The sequence below is a fragment of the Achromobacter sp. 1L-A-4-B-C2 genome, from assembly GCF_057291955.1.
Map to the genome: position 1 here is coordinate 634,354 of NZ_JBXAWP010000001.1, position 24,204 is coordinate 658,557.

The window sequence follows — 24,204 nt, forward strand, 5'->3', positions numbered from 1 at the left end:
CTTTGCTCACTGGCCGCCACGCCCCAGCGCGGGCCGTGGCGACGGCCCCACCGCACCCCAGGAGCATCGACATGAAGCTATCGAAGCGCGCGTTATTTGCAGGGCTGGCGCTATCCGCGCTGTGCGCAGTGGCCCCCACGGCCATGGCGCATCACGGTTGGTCATGGGCGGAATCCGAACAGATGACCTTGCAAGGCACGGTCGAGCAGGTGCAGGTCGCGCCGCCCCATCCCACGTTAAAGGTGCGAGCCGATGATGGCGTCTGGGTGGTCGAGCTGGGCAATCCCACCCAGACGAAGGAAGCGGGATTCGTCGAGGGTTCCGCCAAGCCGGGCGACGCCATCACCGCCATTGGCAACCGCGACCAGGACGCCGGCAACAAGCGCATGAAGGCCGTCCAGGTCACGGTGGGCGGCAAGACCTACGACATCTATCCCAGCCGCATCAAGAAACCCTGAGCCACGGCTTTCACCCATGCCTGAACCGCTGCGGCTGGCGCTGGACGCGCTGACGGCCCTGCCCCCGGCGCTGTGGCTGCGACGATCCGGAACGCTTTATCTTCTGGTCAACGCCGCCCATATCGGCGCCATCGGCCTGTTGATCGGTTCGATCGTTCCGCTGGACCTGCGGCTGCTCGGCGCGCTCAAACCCACATCCTTGGCGCTTCTGGCGCCTGTGCTGGCGCGCACCGCCGCGGTTGGCCTTGCGCTGGCCATACTGACCGGTGCAACGCTGTTCACCGTGCGGGCGCAGGAATACCTGGAAAATCCGGCATTCGTGGTGAAGATGGGCCTGTTGGGCGCGGGGCTTATCAACGCCTGGCGGGTGCGCCGGAGCGGGGCATGGGGACAGGTACTACAAGGCGGCCCCGCGTCCACCGCGCTGCGCTGCCAGGCCGCCGTCTCGCTGCTGCTATGGACGGGCTGCCTGGTAGCGGGCAGATGGATAGGATTCCTGTAGTCGGGAGTCGCTCAGTGCAATGCGCTACATCGCCTTGACGATCTGGGGCGGACTCCACGTGCCATTCCCGGGAGGCAGGATGGAAGGCGCCTCGGTCTTCGGCCAGTACAGGCGCATGACCAGGTACATGAGATCGTTTGGTGCCGGCAGCCAGTTGTTCTCTTTGTCCGCGCCGGGTGACGTTTTCTGAAGGTACAGCGTCAGCGAGCCATCCGCGTTTTTCGTCATGGTCGAGAGCATCGGCGAATTAATCAGGTACCGATCGATGGAGTTCTCGATCAGCAACTGCGTCTTGCCGTCGTACATCGTCACCGACCAGAAAGCATTGACCGGCGGCAGCTGCCCCTCGCGAAAGGTAATGGTGTAGTTGTGTTTACCAGCATCCAGCGGCTCGCCATCGGGCAACGTCGTGGTCAGGGGGTAAGTGGCTTCCGCAGCGTCGTTGGCATATATGCCCGCCTGCGCCACCGCGGCCCGCTTCAGCCAGTCGCCGTGGTAGAAGGCGCTGTCGCCGCCGGCCCCCACGATGTTCCAGCCATTGACCTTCGTGCCCAGATTCTTGATAGCGTTTTCGACCTTGGCATGCCCGTCTTGCATGCCTTGGACGACGGCGCTCTTTTGCTCGGCGGACAGCTGTTCGAAGCTGAACTTCTTGTCGGCGCCAATGCCCAGACGAGCAAGCTTCGCACGAATTGCCACTTCTTCCGGCGCGGCCGGGCCGAATTGCAAGGCGAAACCCAGGTATGTGAAAAAGTCGGTCTTTGCCAGATCGTTATTGATTCTTGGAAAGTCGATGGCGGGCGCGGCAGGAGGCGCCGGCTGTTTGAGATATGCAGAAAGCGGCTGTGCTTTGTAGCCCGATTGAATCGCTACGACGTTGGGCATGTCGGCCGGGTTGAACAGTTGAGTCCGAAAGACCGCGAAGGGAAGCTGCGTTTCGGATCGAAAAACCTTTCTTATGCCTGGAGGCATTACGCCTTTCCAATCGGGGCCAACGACCATGTAATCGCCAGCCTCGTCCCCGGTGGAACGGCTTCCGATGTAGCCGAAATTGTAGGTACTGCCGTCAATAAGCTGAACCGAGTAGTACCGAGGCTTAGTCACTGCCGGTACCGATAAAACGATCGGCTCGGTGCGTAGGTCCATGAACATCATGGAATACGGCGTGTCGCTGTTCGGCGAGATAATGGCCGTGTCCTTGTAGGTGGCGACATGGTGCAGGCTGCGAATCTGGTTGAACGGAGCCTTGTACTGGCTCGAGCTCTTGTCGACCGCGTACTCGTACATGATCGCGTAGTTCATCACAATAGGAAGACCGTAGATGTACCCTTCCTCGGCGATGGCCCGCGTTTCGGAGAGACTGATTTCCGCGCAGGCATAGGACGATGTGAAGGACGCAATCACCAGCATCGCGCGACAAACTGCTTTCGGTAGTTTGATGTCCATGAGGCTCTATTCCATCTGTTAAGTCCAGCGGTGAATCGGCTCGCAACCGACTGACGACAGGGTGCGTCGAAGCGAGTCTGACAAGCAGCCTTTAAAAACGAATGGTCAAGCCGGCCATTGGGCCGTGCAGCACAGCGTCGAACTTAAAGCCGCCGGCGCTGTAATCCACGCCCACAGCGCGGTAGCCGGCAGTCGCTGAGACGCTCTTGCTGAAGTTGTATCCCATGCCGATTCCAACATCCCAATCCGCATTCGCGCCGCCAGCGCCTACCAGGCCCCAGCCCGTCGCGTACAGTTTTGTAGTGAAAACGTAGTTGCCCCGCACCCCTACGACGGCATCCACCCACGTGGCGCCATCGCTGCTTTTCCTGCCATTCAGGCGTGCGCCCTTCAGCGTGATGTCGGTGTCTACCGACCAAACGCGCAAACCCGCCACGACGTCAAGGCTGTGAGGTGACTGATCCAGGACGGAATACCCTGCGCCCAGTAGACCGGTGAAGGTCTTGCTGTGGACGTCCGCAGTGGTTGCCACAACCTCACGGGGCGTGTCGCCCTGAGCGCCGACCTTTGCATAAATCAAATCGCCGAAAAGGCTGTACCGGCCCTTACGTGCTTCGCCGCTAAGCATGGCCGCGAAATCCAGGTTTTCGAGAATCTGATCAAAGCTCGTGTCTACATCGATGACCGGCAACCGTCGGTGAGACACCTTTCCAGACAGCGCCGGTGCCCAGACATAGGGCGTGACTGAAAATTCCCATTCGCCTGATCGCCGACCGTCGGACACAGGCGTATCAACCTGGTCCGCGCCAAAACTCGATCCGGCGTAAAGCAGCCCGCCAACCAGACATCCAAGCATGCGCTTTATCATCGTCCCGCCTCGGCCCGCAAGAGCCAGTGAATTAATCACGGCGGCCCCCAAGGGGCCCTATCGAAACGACATCAGTTCGCTAGTTGCAAATTCAAGCCCGGCAAATCTGCCCGTCCGGGGCGGGGCGCGGGGCCGAGGCGTTAGAAGCGCCAGCGGCCGAATATGAAAAGGACGTTACCCGTGCCGCTTGCACCTGGGATATAGGTGGCATAGAGCATGGCTCCCTTGTAGCTCGCGCTGACCAGTTTGCTTTCCAAGTACCCCTTGCCGACGTATTCGCCCAACAGGCCGATAGTCAAAAGCTGAATTCCGCTCAGCAACGTAATCATGGCCATCAGTGACGGATAGCCCGGTACGTCATCACCGAACATCATGGTTTTGAAGATAATCCAAAACCCAAATGCGGCGCCTGCCAATGCCACAACGGCGCCTATCCCCGTCGCCCACCGCAACGGAGCGGTTGAGAAGGAGGTGATTCCTTCAAGGGCGAGCCCGAACAGGGCGAAGTAGTTCCATTTTGTCTTGCCGGCAGCCCTGGGCGCGCGGTCATAGTCGATGACTTTGGTCGGGAATCCGATCCAGGAATACAGACCTTTCATATAGCGGCACCGCTCCGGCATTTGAAGCAGGGCCTCTACCGTTCTTCGACTCATAAGGCGAAAGTCACCGGTGTCTGCGGGTATCCGCGAACGGCTCATACGACTCAGGATTCGATAGAACGCATACGCAGACAACCGCTTCGCGGCACCTTCCCCCTCGCGCTTGCGTCGTCGCATGGAGACGATGTCGAAGCCGTCGCGCCAAGCCTTTACCATATCCGGAATGAGCTCAGGAGGATCCTGCAGGTCGGCATCCAACATAATCACGGCCTCACCGCGGGCATGCGCCAACCCTGCGCTCATCGCAGCTTCTTTTCCGAAGTTTCTGCTCAGGCGCACGACTCGCACCCTGGGATCCCGTCGAATCAGCGCAGCCACGAGCTCCACGCTGTTGTCCGTGCTTCCATCATCCACGAACACGATTTCGTAGGGTTGGGCCAGCCCTCCAAGAATCCCTTTCAGCTTCGCATAACAGACAGGCAAGACGTCCTGTTCGTTCAAGAACGGGACGACAACCGAGATCTGAATTGTGCTTACCGCTTTCTTGACGGCTTCAGACGGACTTGGCAGCGATGTGATCACAGTATGACCCCGCTCGATATCGAAGGACTGCCGACCTACGAAAGTTCACCACCATACTCGTCGAACATGCGCAATAAATACGCTGCGGCTTCGATTCATATCGAGCCTACCCGTATGCACAGCGTCAGGATAGAGGCGAACAAGACAGTCGGATACCCGGGAATACGAGCGACCGCTACTTAACGTTTTTAAACATGCCACGCAACGAGAAAACCACCAAAAGTAATATGCCCTGAAACCCCGGTCGGATCGGTTGGCAACCGACGCAATGCGCGCAGCGACGCGCTTCACGCTACTTGCCGGCAGAGGAATAATCCATACCTCATGTTGGGTACGGCAACAGGCGACCAAACGGTTCTTGCTTTTTCGGATGAGTCTTTGATTCAAGACGCCCGGCGCGAAAGCGTTGCGCCATGGCTTTGCTGTAACGAGGGCGGGGCGGGAAACCAAATAACGCCATCTCCCGCCGCCCGCATTATGCGTGCTGAGCCTCTTCGATCCTTCCGCCCTGCTCCGCGCGAATTTTGAACCAGATGGAATACATCGCCGGAAGGAAGACGAGCGTCATGATCGTGCCACCCAGCGTGCCCCCAATCAGGGTATAGGCCAGCGTTCCCCAGAACACCGAATGCGTGAGCGGAATGAAAGCCAAAATGGCTGCCAGGGCGGTGAGCAACACCGGACGCGAGCGCTGCACCGTGGCTTCAACCACCGCATGGAACGGGTCCAGCCCCTCGTTCTCATTGTGGTGTATCTGCCCAATCAGAATCAGCGTGTTCCGCATCAGGATGCCCGACAGAGCGATCAGGCCCACCAGTGCGTTGATCCCAAACGGTTGCTGGAAGATCAGTAGAGTCGGCACCACACCGATCAGACCGAGCGGCGCAGTGAGGAAAACCATGACCATGGCCGACATCGAACGCACTTGCAGAATGATGATCAGCAGCGTCAGGGCGATCATGATCGGGAACAGAGGCAGCATCGCCGTGCTGGCTTTGCCGGACTCTTCAATCGACCCGGCCTGCTCGATCCGATATCCATTGGGAAGCTTGTCGATGATCGGTTGCAGGTCCTTGGTGATTGCCGAGGAAACGTCCGGCGGCTGTAGGCCTTCGGCAATGTCACCCCTTACCGTCATGGTGGGCGTGCGGTCGCGGCGACGCAGAATGGGATCTTCCATGCGAACCTCGACTTCCCCCACCTGAGACAGAGGAATGCGCTGGCCGGCGGAACCCACCAGGGTAAAACCTTCAATCTTGGCCGGATCGAGTCGGATATCGCCCGCTGCGCGCCCCATCACCTGGACCGAACGAATGTCTTCGCGAACGGACGTGATCGGCACACCCGTGAGCAGGAATTGCAACTGCTGGGCGACGGCCGAGGACGTCAGCCCAACGGCCTGCAAACGATCCTGATCCAGCGAGAAATGCAGTGTCGGCACTAGCGGTCCCCAGTCAGTATTGACCGTGCGCATCATGGGGCTGGCTTGCATTACCTGCTGCACCTGGCCGGCGATATCGCGCAACGTGGACGGGTCAGGTCCCATTACACGGTAGGCCACCGGGAATGGCGAATACGGGCCGAACACAAGCTGCGAGACCCGCACGCGGGCTTGCGGCGCAAGTCCGTCAGCCGTGGCTTCGCGCAGGCGCAGCTTGAGCTTTTCCCGCGCCTCCTGGCTGTCGGTAAGCACAACGATCTTCGCAAACGAGGGATCGGGCAGCTCAGGCGCCATGGCCAGATAGAAACGCGGTGCGCCCTGACCGACATACGCGGTGACGATCTTCGCTTCTTCCTGCTTTTGCAGCCACGCTTCAATCTTCGCCGTGGTGGCGCTCGTCTGCTCAATGGAGGTGCCATAAGGCATCTGCACCTCTACCAGTACTTCCGGACGATCAGAGTTTGGGAAGAACTGCTTCTTGACCACGCCCATGCCGGCGATCGCCACGATAAATGCCACGATTACCGTTCCGGCCACCAGCCACTTGCGGGCGATGACCCGGGTCAGCACCCTGCGGAAGCGGTTGTAGCGAGGCGTGTCGTAAATCGCCGCGTGCCCCCCTTCGACCTTCTTTATCTCCGGCAGCATCTTCACGCCGAGGTAAGGCGTAAACACCACGGCGACGACCCAAGAGGCGATCAGGGCAATGCCCACGATCCAGAACATATTGCTGGTGTATTCGCCCGCCGTCGACTGGGCAAAGCCGTTGGGCATGAAGCCAACTGCGGTGACCAGTGTGCCAGAGAGCATTGGCGCGGCGGTGTGGCTCCAGGCATATGCCGAGGCTCTGATCCGGTCGTAGCCTTCTTCCATTTTCACGACCATCATTTCGATGGCAATGATGGCGTCATCGACCAGCAGGCCAAGCGCCAGAATCAGAGAACCCAGGGTTATGCGGTCAAAGTTCTTGCCCGTGGCGGCCATGATCACGAAGACCACCGCCAACGTCAGCGGCACAGCCGCCGCCACGACCACGCCTACGCGCCAGCCCATGCTGACAAAGCACACCACCATCACCACCAGCAGGGCGACGAAAAATTTGACCATGAATTCGTCGACCGCCGAGCTGATGTTGACAGACTGATCGGTGACCTTGGTCAGGGTCATGCCCAGTGGCATGTCCTCATTGATTTTGACTACCTCTGCATCGAGCGCCTTGCCGAGATCCAAGCCATTCCAACCCTCGCGCATGATGACGCCCAGCAGCAAGGCTTCTTCGCCGTTATTGCGCACCAGGAACGTCGACGGGTCTTCATACCCGCGCTCGACGGTTGCTACATCCGAGAGCTTCAGCGTGCGTCCGCGAGCTACGATGGGCGTATCGCGGATCTTTTCCAGTTTGTCGAAGGCCCCGTCAAGCCGCAGGAAAATCTGTGGCCCTTCGGTATCAATGGAGCCGGCCGGGGTAAGTACGTTCTGACTGTTCAGGGCAGAAAAAATATCCTGTGGCGAGACCCCGAGCGTCGCAAGACGGTCATGCGCAAACGAGACAAATATACGTTCGGCTTGCTCGCCAATGATGTTGACTTTCTTAACACCAGGCACGTGCAGAAGACGTTGTCGCAGCGATTCGGCATCTCGCACCAACAGCCGCTGCGGCTCGCCCTTTGCCTTAAGCGCGAAGAGCGCGAAGGTCACATCCGAAAACTCGTCGTTGACCATCGGCCCGATAACACCGGCCGGCAACTTGCCCGATTCGTCGCTGAGCTTCTTGCGCGCCTGATAGAACTCCTCCTGGACTTCGGAAGGCGGCGTCTTGTCCGCAAGAGACACCATGGTGAAGGCCAGGCCCGGACGGGTGTAGGTTTCCGTTCGGTCATACCACTTCAGTTCCTGCATGCGCTTTTCGAGCGGCTCGGCCACCTGGTCTTGCATTTCCTGCGCCGTGGCGCCGGGCCACGCGGTAATGACTGTCAGCTGTTTGACGGTGAAGGGCGGATCCTCGGCGCGGCCCAATTGGAAAAACGCCAAGGTCCCGGCAATCGCAATCAGAAAGATCAGAAATACCGTAATCGAGCGCTCACGAACTGCAAGCGCGGATAGATTGAAACGTCCCTCGCTCATGGACGGCTCCCCGCTACGCTGGAAACGCCCTGAGACGCCACCCGAACCTGCTCGCCCTCATGCAGCAGATGGGCACCCAGCGCGATAATCTGCTCGCCGGCTTTCAGGTCGCCGGACACGCGCGCAGCATCATCGCCCAGGCTCAAGACGTCCACGGGTCGCCAAGTCACTATGGCCGGGTTGCCCGCAATAGCCCACACGCCCGGTCCCTTGCCGGCGTTGTAGACGGCAGCGATCGGCACCTGAAGCACCTGCTTGTTGGCGGGCCCGTCGGGAATATCAAGAGTGACCGTCGCGCCCAGTGGCGCATTAGCCAGCGCGCCTTCCAGCACATAGCGCGCCTCGAACGTCCGAGTAAGGCGGTCCGCCGACTCAGACAACAGCCTGAGCTTGGCGGATACCGCACCGGCGTTGCTGCCATATAACGTCGCTTGCGCCGTGGAGCCAGGAGGCGGGCGCAGCGTCTCCGGCAGGTTCACGATCGCTTCTCGCTGGCCAGCGCGCGCCAGTCGAACCACGGGTTGCCCAGGGCTGACGACCTGCCCGGGTTCAGCCAATGTCTCCATAACCACACCATCGGCGTCGGCCAGCAGCACGGCGTAGCCCGAGGCATTGCGGGCCACATCGGCCTGTGCGATGGAGACGCTGAGCTGCGCCTTTGCCGAGTCGGCAGCTGCCTTGATCTGGTCATACGCCGATGCCGACACGGCGCCGGCCGCGACCAGATCACGATAGCGCGCCTCGTCATCGGCGGTTTGCTTGGCGCGTGCCCGCGCGGCCGTCACCGCCTCTTGCTGTGCGCGCGCCTGAAGGCCCAGGTCAATGGGGTCCAGCCGCATCAGGGGCTGACCGCGCTTGACGGTCTGTCCGGTATCGACCAGACGCTCTAGGACCTTGCCCGAAACGCGAAAGCCCAAGTCGCTCTGCACCCGGGCGGCGACAGTGCCGGTGAACGAACGGGATATGTCGGAAGAATGTTGGACCGCTGTCGATCTCACGAGTGGAGCGCGCGTGCGTGGATCGTCGGCCTTAGAGGACTCGCCACACGCCGTCAAGACGAAAGGCAGCAAGCAAACGGCAATAGTGGCAGGTCGAAGCCGAAGCATGGGTTCCCTTACTTAAATGAGTAGAACAGGAACCGCATTCTCAAACTAGTGACTAGTAAAGTCAACAGTCACTACACGTTCAGGGCGACAGGCTCCTCAAGATGAGGGCGGAAAGCTGCACTGCCGACTCAGTCGCCATGTCGAGGTTGTACTGAAGCTGTACGGGATTGATATAAGGCCGCATGACCAGATAGATTGCGTTGGACGCTTCATCCAGCGGCGTCTTGCGCTCGAATTCGCCGGATTCGCGCCCCTCTAGAAGGATGCCTTGGATCACCTGACGCAAATGCGCCTCCAGGGCGCGCACGGAAGGCCACTGGTCGCGTGCGGCAACGGCAGCGATGTCGTAGAGCTTGCGATCATGGAAGAAAAGATCGCTGCCGGTTTCGGTCAGAGCGCGGAAAAGCCTGCGCAATCGCTCTGAAGCCGTGGGCGAATCAGCGATCACAGAGTCAACCACCTGCATGATGATCGCAAGCCGGTTCGAGCAAATCACCTCGCCGATCGCCTGCTTCGAGTCGAAGAATTTATAGATATAAGCCTTGGAGAATCCAATCGCCTTGGCCAGATCGGACACAGTGGTCTTCTCATAGCCGTAGTGGCTGAAGTGCTCGGTCGCCGCCTCGACGATCTGGTCGCGTACGTTGTGCTCCGAAGGCCCACGCGAATGGGTGGTAGTGCCGTTTTCAGTCATTTAATTAGCTTAGCCTGACGAACTGTGATTGACAACGAGTGACCATATAGTAATATCGTCACCTCAGATTGCTCATTCAAGGATCCCCATGCTTTCCCCTCGCTCTCTCGCCCTCGTCATGAGCGCCTGCCTGATGACGGGTTGTGCGGTGGGTCCGGACTATCACCGACCGGATACTCCCCTTTCAGAGCACTACATGGGCCAGCGCGCCGTCGAAAATCGGGCAGCAGCGACCCCCGCCAGCCTTGCGATCTGGTGGGAGGGCTTTGGAGACCCAGTACTGAGTCACTTCGTCACAAGGGCGCTTGAGCAGAACCTGGATCTGGCCCAGGCCATGGCCAGGGTGACTCAGGCGCGCGCCGGCCTCGGCGCTGCGACAGCCGCATTATTGCCCACCGGGAATATCAATGGCCAAGCAGGACGTTCTTATCAGTCTATTGAAACTCCGCTCGGCCAGGTGCTGAACTCCACCCCGGATTTTGACCGGTACGGCAATTCGTACGAGACCAACCTGGGAGCAAGCTGGGAACTGGACGTGTTTGGAGGGTTGCGCCGCGAACGCCAGGCCGCGATGGCCGAATACCAGGCATCCGAGGCGGGCGCTGCCGCTACACGACTGGCCGTCGCCGCGCAGACCGCCGACATTTACATCACCATTCGCGGATTGCAGGCGCGCCTGGACATTGCGAGCCACCAGGTGAAGACGCAACGTGGGTTATTGGAGAAGGTTCGCTTACTACACAGCAAGGGCCTTGCCGCCGAGTACCAGGTTCGGCAGACCGAGGGCTCGCTCGCCCAGGTGCTGGCAACGGTTCCCGTAATCCAGACCGGCTTGGACGCCGCGATGAATGCATTGGACGTAATGCTAGGCACCCCGCCGGGCACCAATCGCGCGGAACTGGCGGCCACCGGAGTTATCCCCAAGGCGCCGCGGATCGCGTCCACAGGGACGCCCGCGGATCTGTTACGGCGCAGGCCCGATCTCATCGTGGCAGAACGTCGGCTTGCCGCGTCCAGCGCGCGCATTGGCGTGGCTATCGCCGAGTACTACCCAAAATTCTCCCTGAATGCCTTGCTGGGTAGCGCCACATCCATTTCCAGCGGCAACCTTTTCTCCAGCGGCGCCAGCCAGTCGGCGGCGGTTCTAGGTCTACGGTGGCGGCTTTTCGACTTCGGTCGTATCAACGCGCAGATCGATCAGGCCAAGGGACAGGAAGCAGAAGCCCTCGCGGCCTACCGCCAGTCCGTGCTGCGCGCCACCGAAGACGTCGAGAACGCCTTCTCCGCCCTGGTCAACCGCGAGACGCAAGCCACGACGCTTGCCGGTGGCGAAGATTCTCTGACCCGTGCGCGTCAGTCGTCATTCATGGCCTACGAGAAAGGCACAGCCAGCCTGATCGATGTCCTGCACGCAGACGAAACGCTGTTGCAGGCTTCGGATGCCCGAGCGCAAGCGCAGACCGATTCGGCACGGGCGGCCATCTCGGTGTTCAAGGCGCTTGGCGGCGGCTGGCAGCCCCCTCCATTCGAATCCGTGGCGGTTCGATGACGGGCATCCTGTACCACTACGGCAAGCCTCTTGAGGCAGGTAGGCCTCGGCCCGCAAGGTCACGGTGCGCCGCGCGAAACGCTCATCGGCCCCATCCAGCATGCGCACGCCGGTAATCGGATCCGCGATGCAGAAGCCGACGTTCAATTTCGTGGCAAACTTCGACAATAAATCCCTCCCATAGGAAACATCGACATTGTCGCGCGCCCTTCGATATCTTTCGTTGCCGGCCTTACGTTGGGCTTTGCCGACGCTAGCCCTGCTGGCCACCGCCGGGTGCGGGTCCGGTTACGCCGATAGCACGACGAAGGCACCGCTGCGCAAGCTGAACCCCGCTGCGACGCAGGCCTACGAGATACGGCTCACACTTGCCAATGCGTCCGATCTATCAAGCGCAGGCGACGGCAAATCGCCGTTTACGGTGGCAGAGGGCACTGTGCAGTTCGACGCCAGCAACGGCGCCCGCTGTGGAAAATCCAACGCCCTGTCCGGCCACGTGCCGACATTGTCCAGCCACGAACCGTTCCGCCTTTCCCGTATATCCGCCACCGAGTACGTGGGCACCGTGTATGCCGACATGCTGCTCGACGAGGACTATTACGGGCGCGGGGTATGCCATTGGGCATTGACTGAAGCGCGCGTCGCTTTGCAAGCGCGGACGGATAGTGCCGATACGCGATTCGTAGCGGGGCTGCCCGCGAAAAAAATGCTCGCGGGCGGTACCCAGGCGCGCTATTTCTGGAAAGGGTATTACCCCCGATTCGAAGGCGGGCAACATACCGATTACGGAACGCCCCAGCTGGATACCGTTTCGGCCGAAAAGCTAAACGAGTTTTTCACCGTGACGCTGACGGCCAGGAAGATCGCTGGCGACGCGCAAGCCAAGTAAACGTCTATCACCCGCGTCATGCCTCGCATTGACAAAACCCTTTTCGATGTCTTAGGATCCCGCCTCTTCTTCAACCCGCTTTTCCATTTGAGTGCAACCGTGTCTGCCATCCGTCACTACGCCTAAACGCCGACGACTACCGCCCTGGTAATCGCGGTCTGCCTGCGCGCCCCGTGCTGCTCGACGCCTGAGTCTTGAGCGCACGCCATGGGGTCCAGGCGCGGTTCCAGGAAGCACACACCCACTCGCTTTCCTTTCCCGTCCAGACTGCGTCGTCGGCTTTTCCATCACACTGGAGAAGATCCCATGACGCAAGATTTCTGCGCTTACGCGCAATCGCTGGACCTGTTTCGCTATCCCCGCACTCCCCACCTGGAAGGCTCGCGCCTGCAAGACGGCGACGAAGGCCACGACCACGTGCCGTACCGTCAATTGGCCGGCCTGCACCTGGTCGTCGAAGAAAAGCTCGACGGCGCGAACACCGGCATCAGCTTCAGCCCATCGGGCGAACTGCTGCTGCAATCGCGCGGCCACTACCTGGTGGGAGGCGGACGCGAACGGCAATTCAGTTTCGTAAAAGCCTGGGCCGCGGCGCACACCGACTGGCTGCTTGACCGCCTGGAGGACCGCTACGTGATGTATGGCGAAACGCTGTCGAAGAAGCACTCGGTTTTCTACGACGCCTTGCCGCATCATTTTTTTGAGTTCGATGTCCTGGATCGTCACAGCGGCGAATTCCTGTCCACCCAGGCGCGCCGCGTCTTGCTGGCCAATGGCCCCGTGCTGTCGGTGCCCGTCCTGTATGAAGGCGTGGCGCCACCCAGGCTTGACACGCTCAAGGCCCTGCTGCGGCCGTCGCTGGCCAAGACGCCAGACTGGCGCAAGGCTTTTGAAGCCACCGTGCAGCGAGAAGGCTTGGACCTGCAGCGCGCCTGGAAACAATGCGACAAATCGGACCTGTCGGAAGGCCTGTACGTCAAAGTGGAAGCCGACGGCAGGACGATCGCCCGCTACAAGTGGGTAAGACGAGATTTCGTTCAAGCCATCCTGGATTCGGACAAACATCATTCCGAGCAGCCCTACGTGCCCAACCAGTTGGCGCCCGGCGTTGATCTCTACGCGCCGCGTCTCGCGGTGGACTGGGACACGCTGCGCGGCGCCGCCGGACAATAAGGAATAGATCATGCAATACGAAGCACTGCGGGCACTTACGCCTGCTCCGGGCAAGGCGCCGGATTTCAATGCCTGCCTGGCGGCATTTCCCGCGCTGGAGCTGGCCAAGACCACGCCGCAAGACCCGCGCTATCACGGCGAAGGCGATGTCTGGACCCACACGAAAATGGTGATGGAAGCGCTGCTGGCATTGCCGCAATACCAAACGGCGGCTCGGGCCGACCAGGAAATCGTATTTCTTGCCGCGCTGCTGCACGACATCGCCAAGCACAGCACGACCGTCATCGACCCGGTCACCGGCGCCATCGGCCAGCCCGGCCACTCCCGCAAGGGCGCCATCGATGCGCGGATTGCGCTGTGGGATGCAGGCGTGCCCTTTGCCGTGCGCGAGGCCGTGTGCCGGTTGATCGCGGTCCATCAGGTACCGTTCTTCGCACTGGAAGGCTCGCGTCGCGGCAAGACGCCCGAGTTCATCGTGCGTGAACTGTCCTGGCAGGTCGACATTCCATTGCTGGCCATGCTGGCCGAAGCCGACATGCGCGGACGCATCTGCGCGGACGGTCAGCGCGTGCTGGACAACATCGCGTTGTTCTGCGAGCTGGCGCGCGACGAACGGTGCTTTGGGCAGCCACGCGCCTTCGCCGATGCCCATACCGCGGTCAGCTATTTTCGCGGCGCCGACGTGCACCCCGATTACCCGTTGTTTCAGGAACCTGGATCGCGGGTGATTGTGATGTCCGGATTGCCCGCGTCGGGCAAGAACACCTGGGTAAGCCGGCATCATCCCGAGTTGCCGGTGATTTCGTTCGACGATGCGCGAGAAGAACTGGGCCTGCGCCACGGCAAGAACGAAGGCATGGTGGCGCACCTGGCTATCGACCGTGCCCGCGAACTGCTGCGGCGCAAGGCGCCCTTCGTCTGGAACGCCACCCACCTTAGCGAGCTGATGCGCAAGAAGACGTTGGATCTGCTGTATTCGTATCATGCGCAAGTTGAACTGGTCTATCTGGAACAACCGCGCGCCGAGCTGCTGCGCCGGAACACTCGGCGCGACACATCGCTATCGAACAAGACGTTGACCAGCATGCTGCACCGCTGGGACCTGCCGCTGCCGACCGAGGCGCACCGGGTGACGTATGCGGTTTAACACGACGGACCTACCGTGCCCGCCCCCCGGGAAGAGCACCGGAGAAGCACCGGGAAAGCACAAACAAAAGCCGCGCGGCGGTTACGAAGGCCGGCGTTCATGCGGGGAGACGAGTGGCGGGTCGCCGGTGCCTACTGCCAAAAGCTTCGCGTACGAAGTTGCCTAAAGCGGAAACTCAAACAGGCATCCGGACAAAGGCGCCTTGGCCAACGTGTCCAGGGCGACTTGCTGGCGCGCTGTCGTGACAATCATGCGCGCACCAGCCGCCGCCAGATCTGTCGGGCAAGGCACCGGCAAGCCCACCACCCGATCCAGCAGCCCATCCCGGGTGAAGCGCACGACGCTCCAGCCGTCGCAGAGCGCGGTCCAGATGCCGCCGTCGGCGTCCAGCGCAAGTCCGCTTAGCAGTCCTGAGCCTTTGGGCATGCTGGCCAGGCGGCGCACGCTGTCATGGCCCGGTTGCAAAATCAGGATGGCGCCGGACGCGGGCGTCACCGCGTAAAGCTCACATTCCTTGGCGCACCACTGCAAGGCCTGCACGGGTTCAGCGATGGCCCAATGGGGCTCAAACCGACCCGTGGGCAATGCGATCACGCCTACCACGCAGCCTGCTCCTTCCTCCTGTTCGAACGCCGCCCAGGCCTCGCCGGCATTACCGCCTTGGCACAACGCCATCAACGTTGCGCCCGGCCATGCGGCCTGCGGATTGATCGTGCCGTCTTGCGCGATGCGTACCGCACTGTTGCCGCCCGCCACCAACATTCCGTCTGCGTCCAGCAACAGGCCCTTGATCGGATTTTCAAGCCGGTAGGCGAGCTCATCGCGCGGCGGCCTGGACGACATGTCCAGGCGCCGTACCGACGGCGCTAACACGTCGGCCCAAACCAGACTCTTGCGGTCCGGGCACCATTGCGGATGCGCGCCATGAAACGCCCAAGGCCCGGCGATGGCCACTGCGGCAGTTCCGTCCGCAGGCGGCTTCACGGTTTCGAGTTGCGCACCAATGCGGCGGGCCGCTTGAGCCACTTCGGGCCCCAGCAATTCCACTCGGGCGCGCGTCAGCCGATAGGCAGGCCCCGCCACGCTGATGGCGCCCCGCACCACGCCGGATGCGTCCACGATAGGCGCCCCGACACAGCGCACGCCCAGCACGATTTCTTCGTCATCGATGGCGTAGCCTCGGGCTGCGGTGATCTTCAATTCCGCATTCAGACGCCTCCGGTCGGTGATTGTGTGGGGGGTGAACGATCTCAGCGTCATGTCGCGGACAATTTCTTCTCGTGGCGCGGCTTGCATGACGGACAAAATCGCTTTTCCCTGGCTGGTGCAATGCACCGGCTTGCGCTGTCCCAACACCGCTGCGGATCGCACGCTATGCGCACCGTCGCAGCGTTCAAGCGAAATGACTTCAAGGCCGTCCAGCGTCGCCAGATAGCAGGTCTCTCCGGTCAGGTCCCGCAGACCGCGCATTTCCAAGGCGGCGGCGGCGGCCAAGTCCGGCATCGTATAGGCCTGGCGCGCCATTTCGAAACAGCGGAATCCCAGCCGATAGACCTTGCGCAGCGGGTCACGGCGCAACATGCCGCGCGCCACCAGCGTTGCCAGCAAGCGGTACGTGGTGGTTCTGGGCAACGCCAACTGCGCCGCCAGATCGGTCTGGCTCAAGCCATCGGGTGCCGCGCCCACCGCCTCCAACATGTCGATGGCTTTCTCCAAAGAGCCAGTTCCATCACCAGTATTTGCTGTCATCGGGGCAAGTCTCAATATGTGGAAAAAAGCGCCAAGTTTGACGTTCGCGCGCTGCTGGTCTCCATATTAAGTTCGCCGCAACTTCAATACCATTTCGTGAACGGATGCCGCGCCGTGACGGCGCGGGCATTCATCCCCGGATGTTCCACCATTTGGGACAAACCGCCGATTTCCCTTCACGTAAAGCGACAGCCACGCACCATGAGCGTCTCAAACCCTCCCCCCTTGGCCGTAATTCCCCAGCGCGAACCGGCCCCTTATGTTCCCGATTCCGTCCTGGACCGTCTGGCCCGCGCCACCAGCGGCTCGCTGACCACGCAGCTGTATATCAAGGGCCTGCGTCAGCCGGTGCTGCACGGCCTGACGCCGCTGAACAAAAAGGTCAAACCCTTTGCCGGCCGCGCGTACACCATGCGCTTCATTCCCGCGCGCGAAGATGTGGACGTCTATGGCAACCTGACTACGTCGCCCTCGGCGGACAACCTGCAATGGGTGGGCGTCGAGCAGATCGAGCCCGGCCATGTGCTTGTCATTGACAGCAACAAGGACGGCCGCGCCGCATCCATGGGCAATATGCTGATCACGCGGATGATGATGCGCGGCGCGCGCGGCGTCATCACGGACGGTACCTTTCGCGACGGCACCGAACTGAGCCAGATGGATTTTCCAATCTGGAGCACCGGCGTCACCGCGACCACTCGGCTGAGCTACCACCATGTGGCGGATCTGCAAGTGCCGATCGGCTGCGCCGGCGTGGCGATCTATCCGGGCGACGTGATCCATGGCGATGGCGACAACATCACCGTCATCCCCGCGCATCTGGCCGAAGAAATGGCGGACCTGTGTGAAAAGCGTGACGACATCGAAGCGTATCTGGCCTTGCGCGTGCAAGCCGGCGAACCGCTGTGGGGCCTGTATCCGCCCAGCGACGCCACGCGCGCGCAATTCAAGCAATGGGTCGCTGACGGCCGCCCCGCGATCCCCGCCGCCAAGCCCGCAGGCAGCCGTTGATCACGCCGCATTCAGGATGCACTCATGAGCAAAACGTTTACCCCCGAAGACCACGCCGCGCTGATCCGCCGCTATTTCGACGCCTGCAATGCCGCCGACTATGACGCGCTGGTTGATTGCTTCACCCCCGACGCCGTCCACTACTTCCCGGCCGGCTTGCCGGAAGTGCCGTGGCGCACCGCCGACACCATCGCCAAGAAATGGGTGTGGTGTGTCGAAACGCTGGGTTCCCAGTGGACCATCGAACGCATCATCGTCAGCCACGACACGCCCGAGGCGATGATCGAATGGACGCATTGGAAGAACAAAAGCGGCACGGCCCTGCGCGGCGCGGAGTGGTACGACTTTGATCCCGAGACGGGAAAAATCTCAGAGATCCGCGCCTACTACGCCTCGCCCGCTGACCTGTCTGCCCGCATCAATGAACTGGTTGCGTTTGACTATGCCGATCGGGGCTATCACCTGCAAAGCGCCACGAAGGCAGCAACATGATCCGGCACATTGTCTTGTTCCGCAGGCGTCCCGGCGTCGAGCGTGATGCGGCGCTTGAAGCGCGCCTGGCCGAGCGCATGAGCGCCTTGGGCGCCGACATTCCGGCGATACGGTTCTGGCGCGTTGCCGCCAACGAACTGACGCGCCCCATCAGCTGGGATTACATCCTGGAGTCCGAAGTCGACAACTCAGCCGAGCTCGATGCCTACCTGTTCCACCCGCTGCATGTCGCATTGGTGGCTGATTTGAAGCCGTACTTCGAATGGGCCGCCGTTGACTACACGGTGTAGGGCAACGCTGAAACCTATGCGAGACCGCAACATGACACTGTCTGGAAGCATGCTCATCGGAGCATCCGACGTAACGGGCGACGAAGGCGTCGCCCACGCCATCAATCCGGCAACCAATCAGGCGATCCCGACTCCCCCGTTCGGCCTGGGCGGCGCCGCGCACGTGGATCGCGCCGCCCGTTTGGCGGCCCAGGCCTTCGACGCCTATCGACGGCAACCCATGGAGACCCGAGCCGCCTTGCTGGAGTCCATCGCCGACAACATCGAGGCGCTGGGCGACACCCTGATTGAACGGGCGCATGCAGAAACGGGCCTGCCCGTTGCTCGGCTGCAAGGAGAACGCGGCCGCACGACCGGACAACTGCGCCTGTTCGCAAGCGTTGTCCGCCAGGGGCATTTCCTGCGCGCCACGCTGGACACGGCGTTGCCGCAGCGGCAGCCGCTGCCCAGTAGCGACCTGCGCATGTCCAAACTGCCGCTGGGTCCCGTCGCCGTCTTTGGCGCCAGCAATTTTCCGCTGGCATTTTCGGTGGCTGGTGGCGACACCGCCAGCGCGCTGGCGGCAGGCTGCCCCGTGATCGTCAAAGCCCACTCGGCGCACTTGGGCACCTCGGAGCTGGTGGGCCGAGCCATTCAACAAGCGGTTGCCAGGCTGGGACTGCACGAGGGGGTGTTCTCTTTGCTGATCGGATCGGGACGCAAGCTGGGAGAATCGTTGGTCGCCCATCCCGCCATCAAGGCGGTCGGCTTCACGGGGTCCCGCCAGGGCGGGCTGGCGTTGCAGCGTATCGCGCAGCAACGCACCGAGCCGATTTCGGTGTACGCAGAGATGAGCAGCATCAACCCCGTGTTTCTGCTTCCAGGCGCCTTGGCCGCCCGTCCCGAAGCACTGGCCAGCGCGTTCGCAGATTCCTTGACGCTGGGCGCCGGCCAGTTCTGCACGAATCCCGGCCTGGTGCTGGCAGTGGACGGGCCCGGCCTGGATGCGTTCGTCGCCGCGGCTGCCCGGGCAGTGGGCAAGAAGCCCGCTCAGACCATGCTGACCCCAGGCATCCACGACGCGTATTGCTCGGGCAAGGCGGCGTGGCAAGCTGCCGATGGGGTATCCACCGTGGCGACAGGTCTCTCATCCGAAGGGCGTCCCAACGCCGCTCAGGCCGCGCTGTTTCTCAGCGATGCCGAGCACCTGTTGGCAGAGACAGCGCTACAGGCCGAAGTCTTCGGGCCCGCTGCGTTGCTCATCCGGGTGCGGGATGAAGACACCCTGCACCGAGTCGCCGAGCATCTTGAGGGCCAACTGACCGCTACCTTGTTGCTGGACGAGTCCGACCATCCGCTGGCGCGCACGCTGCTGCCCGTGCTGGAACGCAAAGCCGGCCGCATCCTGGTCAACGGCTTTCCGACGGGCGTGGAAGTCTGCCACGCGATGGTTCACGGTGGCCCCTACCCAGCCACGACCAACGCGATGTACACCTCGGTGGGTGCGCAAGCCATCGACCGCTTCCTACGCCCTGTTTGCTATCAGGATGTGCCAGAAGCCCTGCTGCCCGCTGAGCTGCTGGCGGACAACCCGCTGAATCTCTGGCGGCTTGTGAATGGTGCGTTCAAACAAGCCTAGCCTACCTAAGAAGGCAAGAAAAAGCGCGTCAGTCCCGAGAGACTGGCGCGCTTTTTACTTGGCCGGCATTGCCGGCCCTTTCGATCGCTACGGACGCTTGCCGAACTCTTCGAAGTCCGCGCGCCAGGCGATTGCCTGTTCGCTCAGCGAGAACCCCAGCCCGGGCCGATCCGACACGTACATGCGGCCATCCTTCAAGTGCATCTGCTCATTAAACATCGGACCCAGCCACTCGAAGTGCTCCAGCCACGGCTCGATGGGATAGGCGGCCGCCAGGTGCAGGTGAATCTCCATGGCGAAATGCGGGGCCAGCTTGCGGCCCTTGAATGCTCCCAACGCCATGATTTCCAGGAACGGGGTGATGCCGCCCACGCGCGGGGCGTCCGGCTGAATGAAATCACTGCCTTCCGCCAGGATCAACTGGGCGTGCTCGCCCGCACTGGTCAGCATTTCGCCCGTAGCAATGGCGGTATCAAAGCGGTTCGCCAGTTGCGCATGGCCCTCGAAGTCATACGCGTCCAAGGGCTCTTCAATCCAGGTCAGATCAAAGTCTTCAAAAGCGCGGCAAGCGCGCGTCGCCTTCTGCCGGTCCCATTGCTGGTTGGCGTCGACCATCAGCGGGAAGTCGTTGCCCAGCAGCTTGCGCACCTCGCCCACGCGCTGGACATCGATCGCCAAGTCAGGCTGGCCCACTTTGAGCTTGATGCCGCCGATGCCGCTTTCGCGCGAAATCTGCACGTTCTTCAACACCTGGTCCAGCGGGGTATGCAGATAACCGCCCGACGTGTTGTAGCACTGCACCGAATCGCGATGCGCGCCCAGCAGCTTGGCCAGCGGCAGACCCGCGCGCTTGGCCTTCAGGTCCCACAGCGCAATGTCGAATGGCGCAATCGCCTGTGTCGTCAGGCCGCTGCGGCCCATGGACGCGCCCGCCCATAGCAACTTGGTGAACAGCTTGGAAATATCGCTGGGGTCTTCCCCCAGCAGGTTGGGCGCGATTTCCTTGGCGTGCGCATACATGCCTGGACCGCCGGCGCGCTTCGAATAGCCGAAGCCGATGCCCTCATGGCCGTCGCGCGTGCGGATCTCGGCAAAGATGAACGCGATCTCGGTCAATGGCTTCTGCCGGCCTGTGAGCACCTTGGCGTCACTGACGGGCGTCGCCAGCGGCAGATACACCAGCGATACCTTGATCCATTCGATACGGTCGCCGCTCTCAGCCGCGGTGCGCACGTTGGCGTCTGCCTTGGCATAAGACACGATGTTGGATTGGACAGCTTTCATTTGATCAATTCCGGATAGAGGACAACGAAAATGTGGGCCTGCTCAATTGAGCTTGATGCCGGCCTTCTGAACCACTTGTTCCCAGCGGGAGATTTCTTGCTGTACGAATCGGCTGTAATCCGCCGACCGGGACGCCACGACCACGAAGCCGCTGGCTTCGAGCTTTGCACGCGCGGCGGGGTCAGAGAACCCCTTGACCATCGCCGCCTCCAGCTTGGCGACGACAGCGGCGGGCGTGCCCTTGGGTGCGGACAACCCTGTCCACGACACGGCACTGAAACCCGGATAGCCGGACTCGGCCACGGTCGGCACATCGGGGTACAGCGGATTACGTTCGATGCTGGTCACGGCCAATGCCCGCAACTTTCCCGCTTTCACATGCGGCAACACCGCATCTTGATTGGTGAACATGCCGGGAATCTGGCCAGCCAGCACATCGTTCAACGCAGGCGCACCCCCCTTATAAGGGATGCCCACCATGTCCAGGCCCGCCACCTGCTTCAGGTATTCGGTCGTCACGTGACCAGATGACGCATTGACCTGGCCGTAGTCGAATTTGCCAGGATGTGCCTTAACCCAGGCAATAAATTCCTGAAAGGTCTTCGCAGAAAACGCGGGGTTCACGACCAGCACATTCGGCCCGGCCGCCAATTGGGAAATATGAACGAAGTCGCTGTTCGAGTCATACGACGGCTTTGGCGTGAAGCCGTGAATAATGGCGTTGCTGCCTATCCCCGACAACAGCAGCGTATAGCCATCGGCCTGCGCTCTTGCCACTTGCTCCGTGCCGATCGCGCCTCCGGCGCCCCCCTTGTTCTCAACGACGAAAGCCTGCTTGAGCTCGCGGCCGAGCACATCGGCAATCAAGCGGCCCATCAGATCGCTGGTGCCGCCAGCGGGAAAGGGCACGACAATTTTCACCGGACGCGACGGATAGTCAGCTTGCGCCCAAGCCGCGCCAGGCAGTGTCACCATGCTGGCCACCAGGCATAGCGCGGTGAATAGAAATCTACGGCTCATGCTTTGTCTCCTGTGCGGTCGTAGCCGCTTTTTATGGATAGAATTATGGAAGCGCTTTCATTTTGAACGCCTGCCCGGATTTCGCAATCCACCCCTTTTATCGACATCGCCTCGCGTCCCACACTTTGGAACTTTCGCCTCACATACCCGGCAATGCCCGCATGAGCGACGTCGCCCGAGAGGCGGGCGTCTCACTCGTCACCGTTTCGCGCGCCTTGAATACCCCCGAAAAGGTGTCTCGCGATACGCTGGCGGCCGTGCGCCGCGCAATCGCCCTGCTGGGCTATGTGCCCAACCTGATGGCGGGCAGTCTGGCCTCCAACCGTTCCCGCATCGTCGCCGCCATCGTCCCAACGATATCCAACCTGGTCTTTGCCGAAACGATCGAAGCGTTGACGCATACGCTGGCCGGAGACGGATATCAATTGTTGCTAGGCCAAAGTGGCTACAGCAAACAGGTGGAAGCAGCGCTTGTGGATACGTTCCTGGGCCGCCGCGTCGACGGCTTGGTGCTGACCGGCTTTTCGCAGCCCAAAGCGCTGCGCCTGAAACTGCAACGCGCGAACGTGCCCGTCGTGCAGACCTGGGGCCTACCGGGCCCGGGGCACACCACGCTGATCGATATGGCCGTCGGGTTTTCGAATGCAGGCGCAGGACGCGCCGCCGCGCGCCATCTGATTGATCGAGGTCATCGCACGCTGGCATTCATTGGCGCCGATGAGGCGCGGTCCCGGCAACGCCTGCAAGGCTTTCGCGCGGAAGCGCTGGCCGCCGACCTGCCTGATATCGAAGCGGCGCTCATCCCGCCTCCGGTTCAGATCGACGCGGCCGGACCCTGTCTGGAACAGATGCTGACACGCCGCCCGGACATCACGGCGGTGTTCTGCAACAACGACCTGCTGGCGGCAGGCTTGCTGTTCACCTGCCGGCAAAACGGCCTGCCGGTCCCCGAGCGGCTTGCCATCATGGGCTTTGGCGATCTGTCGATTTCCCGGGCGGCCTCTCCCGCCTTGTCGACCATCCGGATCCGCCGTGCAGAGATGGGCGAACGGGCCGGAAAGATGTTGATGGCCCGTTTGGGCAACTCCGCGCCCGGCGCGAAATTCGCCGATCTTGGCTTCGAGGTCATTGAACGGAGCAGCACATGACGCACGCCGCAACCCGCGTCCAGATGGCTGACGTCGCCCGCGAAGCCGGCGTCGCGCGGGTGACGGTCTCGCGCGTGATCAATGCGCCGGACAGCGTCGCCCCCAAAACGCGCGCCACTGTCCTGGCCGCGATCGCCCGCCTGGGATTCGTGCCCAATCTGAATGCTGGCACGCTGGCGTCACGCCGTTCACGCATTGTCGGCGCCCTGGTGCCCACCCTATCCAATGCGTGGTTCGCCGACACGATGGACGGTCTGTCGGCCCGCTTGTCGGCAGCAGGTTATCAATTGCTGCTTGGGCAGACCCGATACGACCCGCATGAAGAAGAGCGATTGGTTGACGCCTTTATTGGCCGGCGCGTCGACGCCATCGTCGTAACCGGCACGCAGCATTTGCCTGCCGTGCAAGCGAAGCTGCAACGTTCGGGCATACCGGTGATCGAATGCTGGGATTTGATCGATACGCCGATTGACACCGTGGTGGGCTTTTCCAACGCGGACGCCGGCGCCACAATGGCCCGGCATCTGACAGGCCGCGGCTGCCAGCAGCTGGGATTCATCGGCGCGGATGAACCCCGTTCCGCGCAGCGCTTGCGCGGGTTCCGGGAAGCCGCGACAGCAGCTGGCGTCTCCAGCGTTCATATGCACCTCGTCAAGCCGCCTTCCAGCATCCAGGATGGCGTTCATGGTCTGGAAGCATTGGTGGATGCGCATCCCGGTCTTGACGGTGTGTTTTGCGGCAACGACACCCTGGCGCTAGGCGCGCTGCTGGCGGCCCGAAACCACGGCTGGCGCGTTCCCCAGAACATTGCCGTCGCCGGATTTTCAGACCTGCCGGTCGCCATCGCCAGCGTCCCGGCGCTGACAACCATCAGAATCGATTCCCGCGCGCTGGGTGAGCACGCAGGCGACTTGCTGGCGCGCCGCCTGCGCGGCGCATCCAACGATGGCCAGCGCGTTCACGACCTGGGATTCACGCTTGTCGTGCGCGACAGCGCCTGATCCCCAATACCCC

The 24,204-nt window shown here is 61.8% G+C and carries 21 protein-coding genes; 12 read left to right on the forward strand and 9 right to left on the reverse strand.

Going from position 1 to position 24,204, the window contains the following annotated elements; translation table 11 throughout:
• Nucleotides 1-71: 71 nt before the first annotated feature.
• Together AC0Z35_RS02880 and AC0Z35_RS02885 are read left to right on the forward strand one after the other, a co-directional pair.
• On the forward strand, nt 72-458 hold the full coding sequence (locus AC0Z35_RS02880) for a DUF6152 family protein (RefSeq protein WP_104142044.1): 387 nt from the start codon (nt 72-74) through the stop codon (nt 456-458).
• A gap of 16 nt (nt 459-474) precedes the next feature.
• Nucleotides 475-960 (forward strand): DUF6644 family protein, encoded by a 486-nt coding sequence (locus tag AC0Z35_RS02885; protein WP_485131411.1) that lies wholly within the window; start codon nt 475-477, stop codon nt 958-960.
• A 24-nt stretch (nt 961-984) separates the two neighbouring features.
• On the opposite strand, the gene AC0Z35_RS02890 is transcribed toward AC0Z35_RS02885, so the two are convergent.
• From AC0Z35_RS02890 to AC0Z35_RS02915, 6 genes are all read right to left on the reverse strand, one after another.
• Nucleotides 985-2,406 (reverse strand): DUF1254 domain-containing protein, encoded by a 1,422-nt coding sequence (locus tag AC0Z35_RS02890; protein WP_485131410.1) that lies wholly within the window; start codon nt 2,404-2,406, stop codon nt 985-987.
• A gap of 91 nt (nt 2,407-2,497) precedes the next feature.
• The gene (locus tag AC0Z35_RS02895; protein ID WP_223264696.1) at nt 2,498-3,313 is read right to left on the reverse strand and encodes a hypothetical protein; all 816 of its coding nucleotides are present in this window, start codon (nt 3,311-3,313) and stop codon (nt 2,498-2,500) included.
• A gap of 101 nt (nt 3,314-3,414) precedes the next feature.
• The gene (locus tag AC0Z35_RS02900) at nt 3,415-4,455 is read right to left on the reverse strand and encodes a glycosyltransferase family 2 protein (protein ID WP_371683090.1); all 1,041 of its coding nucleotides are present in this window, start codon (nt 4,453-4,455) and stop codon (nt 3,415-3,417) included.
• Between the two features lie 475 nt (nt 4,456-4,930).
• Nucleotides 4,931-8,020, reverse strand: a complete 3,090-nt coding sequence (locus AC0Z35_RS02905) for an efflux RND transporter permease subunit (RefSeq protein ID WP_485131409.1) — start codon at nt 8,018-8,020, stop codon at nt 4,931-4,933.
• Nucleotides 8,017-9,126: an efflux RND transporter periplasmic adaptor subunit gene (locus tag AC0Z35_RS02910; protein WP_485131408.1), complete on the reverse strand. Its 1,110-nt coding sequence runs from the start codon at nt 9,124-9,126 to the stop codon at nt 8,017-8,019. The genes AC0Z35_RS02905 and AC0Z35_RS02910 overlap by 4 nt, the downstream gene beginning before the upstream one ends.
• Before the next feature lie 79 nt (nt 9,127-9,205).
• Nucleotides 9,206-9,820 (reverse strand): TetR/AcrR family transcriptional regulator, encoded by a 615-nt coding sequence (locus AC0Z35_RS02915; RefSeq protein ID WP_120156942.1) that lies wholly within the window; start codon nt 9,818-9,820, stop codon nt 9,206-9,208.
• Between the two features lie 88 nt (nt 9,821-9,908).
• Here AC0Z35_RS02915 and AC0Z35_RS02920 point away from each other — a divergent pair, with 88 nt between their 5' ends.
• The 4 genes from AC0Z35_RS02920 to AC0Z35_RS02935 all read left to right on the forward strand — a co-directional run bounded on the left by AC0Z35_RS02920 (nt 9,909) and on the right by AC0Z35_RS02935 (nt 14,578).
• Nucleotides 9,909-11,369 carry an efflux transporter outer membrane subunit gene (locus AC0Z35_RS02920; protein WP_485131407.1) on the forward strand — a complete coding sequence of 487 codons (1,461 nt, stop codon included), beginning with the start codon at nt 9,909-9,911 and terminating at the stop codon, nt 11,367-11,369.
• A 196-nt stretch (nt 11,370-11,565) separates the two neighbouring features.
• Nucleotides 11,566-12,258 carry a hypothetical protein gene (locus AC0Z35_RS02925; protein ID WP_485131406.1) on the forward strand — a complete coding sequence of 231 codons (693 nt, stop codon included), beginning with the start codon at nt 11,566-11,568 and terminating at the stop codon, nt 12,256-12,258.
• A 306-nt stretch (nt 12,259-12,564) separates the two neighbouring features.
• On the forward strand, nt 12,565-13,431 hold the full coding sequence (locus AC0Z35_RS02930; RefSeq protein WP_120156946.1) for an RNA ligase family protein: 867 nt from the start codon (nt 12,565-12,567) through the stop codon (nt 13,429-13,431).
• A gap of 10 nt (nt 13,432-13,441) precedes the next feature.
• Complete coding sequence (locus AC0Z35_RS02935) at nt 13,442-14,578, forward strand: AAA family ATPase (protein WP_485131405.1); 1,137 nt, start codon at nt 13,442-13,444, stop codon at nt 14,576-14,578.
• A 162-nt stretch (nt 14,579-14,740) separates the two neighbouring features.
• Here the strand turns inward: AC0Z35_RS02935 and AC0Z35_RS02940 are convergent, their stop codons facing one another.
• Nucleotides 14,741-16,294 (reverse strand): IclR family transcriptional regulator domain-containing protein, encoded by a 1,554-nt coding sequence (locus tag AC0Z35_RS02940; RefSeq protein ID WP_485131404.1) that lies wholly within the window; start codon nt 16,292-16,294, stop codon nt 14,741-14,743.
• A gap of 234 nt (nt 16,295-16,528) precedes the next feature.
• Here AC0Z35_RS02940 and AC0Z35_RS02945 point away from each other — a divergent pair, with 234 nt between their 5' ends.
• The 4 genes from AC0Z35_RS02945 to AC0Z35_RS02960 are packed head-to-tail and all read left to right on the forward strand — an operon-like array spanning nt 16,529 to nt 19,738.
• Nucleotides 16,529-17,338, forward strand: a complete 810-nt coding sequence (locus AC0Z35_RS02945) for an RraA family protein (protein ID WP_104142025.1) — start codon at nt 16,529-16,531, stop codon at nt 17,336-17,338.
• Between the two features lie 24 nt (nt 17,339-17,362).
• Nucleotides 17,363-17,830: a nuclear transport factor 2 family protein gene (locus tag AC0Z35_RS02950; protein WP_485131403.1), complete on the forward strand. Its 468-nt coding sequence runs from the start codon at nt 17,363-17,365 to the stop codon at nt 17,828-17,830.
• Nucleotides 17,827-18,120: a Dabb family protein gene (locus tag AC0Z35_RS02955; protein WP_485131402.1), complete on the forward strand. Its 294-nt coding sequence runs from the start codon at nt 17,827-17,829 to the stop codon at nt 18,118-18,120. The genes AC0Z35_RS02950 and AC0Z35_RS02955 overlap by 4 nt, the downstream gene beginning before the upstream one ends.
• A gap of 31 nt (nt 18,121-18,151) precedes the next feature.
• On the forward strand, nt 18,152-19,738 hold the full coding sequence (locus AC0Z35_RS02960; protein WP_485131401.1) for an aldehyde dehydrogenase (NADP(+)): 1,587 nt from the start codon (nt 18,152-18,154) through the stop codon (nt 19,736-19,738).
• Between the two features lie 87 nt (nt 19,739-19,825).
• Here the strand turns inward: AC0Z35_RS02960 and AC0Z35_RS02965 are convergent, their stop codons facing one another.
• Nucleotides 19,826-21,022, reverse strand: coding sequence for an L-talarate/galactarate dehydratase (locus AC0Z35_RS02965; protein ID WP_105807132.1), 1,197 nt, complete (start codon nt 21,020-21,022; stop codon nt 19,826-19,828).
• Between the two features lie 42 nt (nt 21,023-21,064).
• The gene (locus tag AC0Z35_RS02970) at nt 21,065-21,997 is read right to left on the reverse strand and encodes a Bug family tripartite tricarboxylate transporter substrate binding protein (RefSeq protein ID WP_485131400.1); all 933 of its coding nucleotides are present in this window, start codon (nt 21,995-21,997) and stop codon (nt 21,065-21,067) included.
• A gap of 107 nt (nt 21,998-22,104) precedes the next feature.
• Here AC0Z35_RS02970 and AC0Z35_RS02975 point away from each other — a divergent pair, with 107 nt between their 5' ends.
• Entirely contained in the window at nt 22,105-23,190 is a 1,086-nt protein-coding gene (locus tag AC0Z35_RS02975; RefSeq protein ID WP_485131399.1) for a LacI family DNA-binding transcriptional regulator, read from the forward strand.
• Nucleotides 23,187-24,191: a LacI family DNA-binding transcriptional regulator gene (locus AC0Z35_RS02980; protein ID WP_485131398.1), complete on the forward strand. Its 1,005-nt coding sequence runs from the start codon at nt 23,187-23,189 to the stop codon at nt 24,189-24,191. Before AC0Z35_RS02975 ends, AC0Z35_RS02980 begins: the two co-directional genes overlap by 4 nt.
• Nucleotides 24,192-24,204 lie beyond the last annotated feature (13 nt).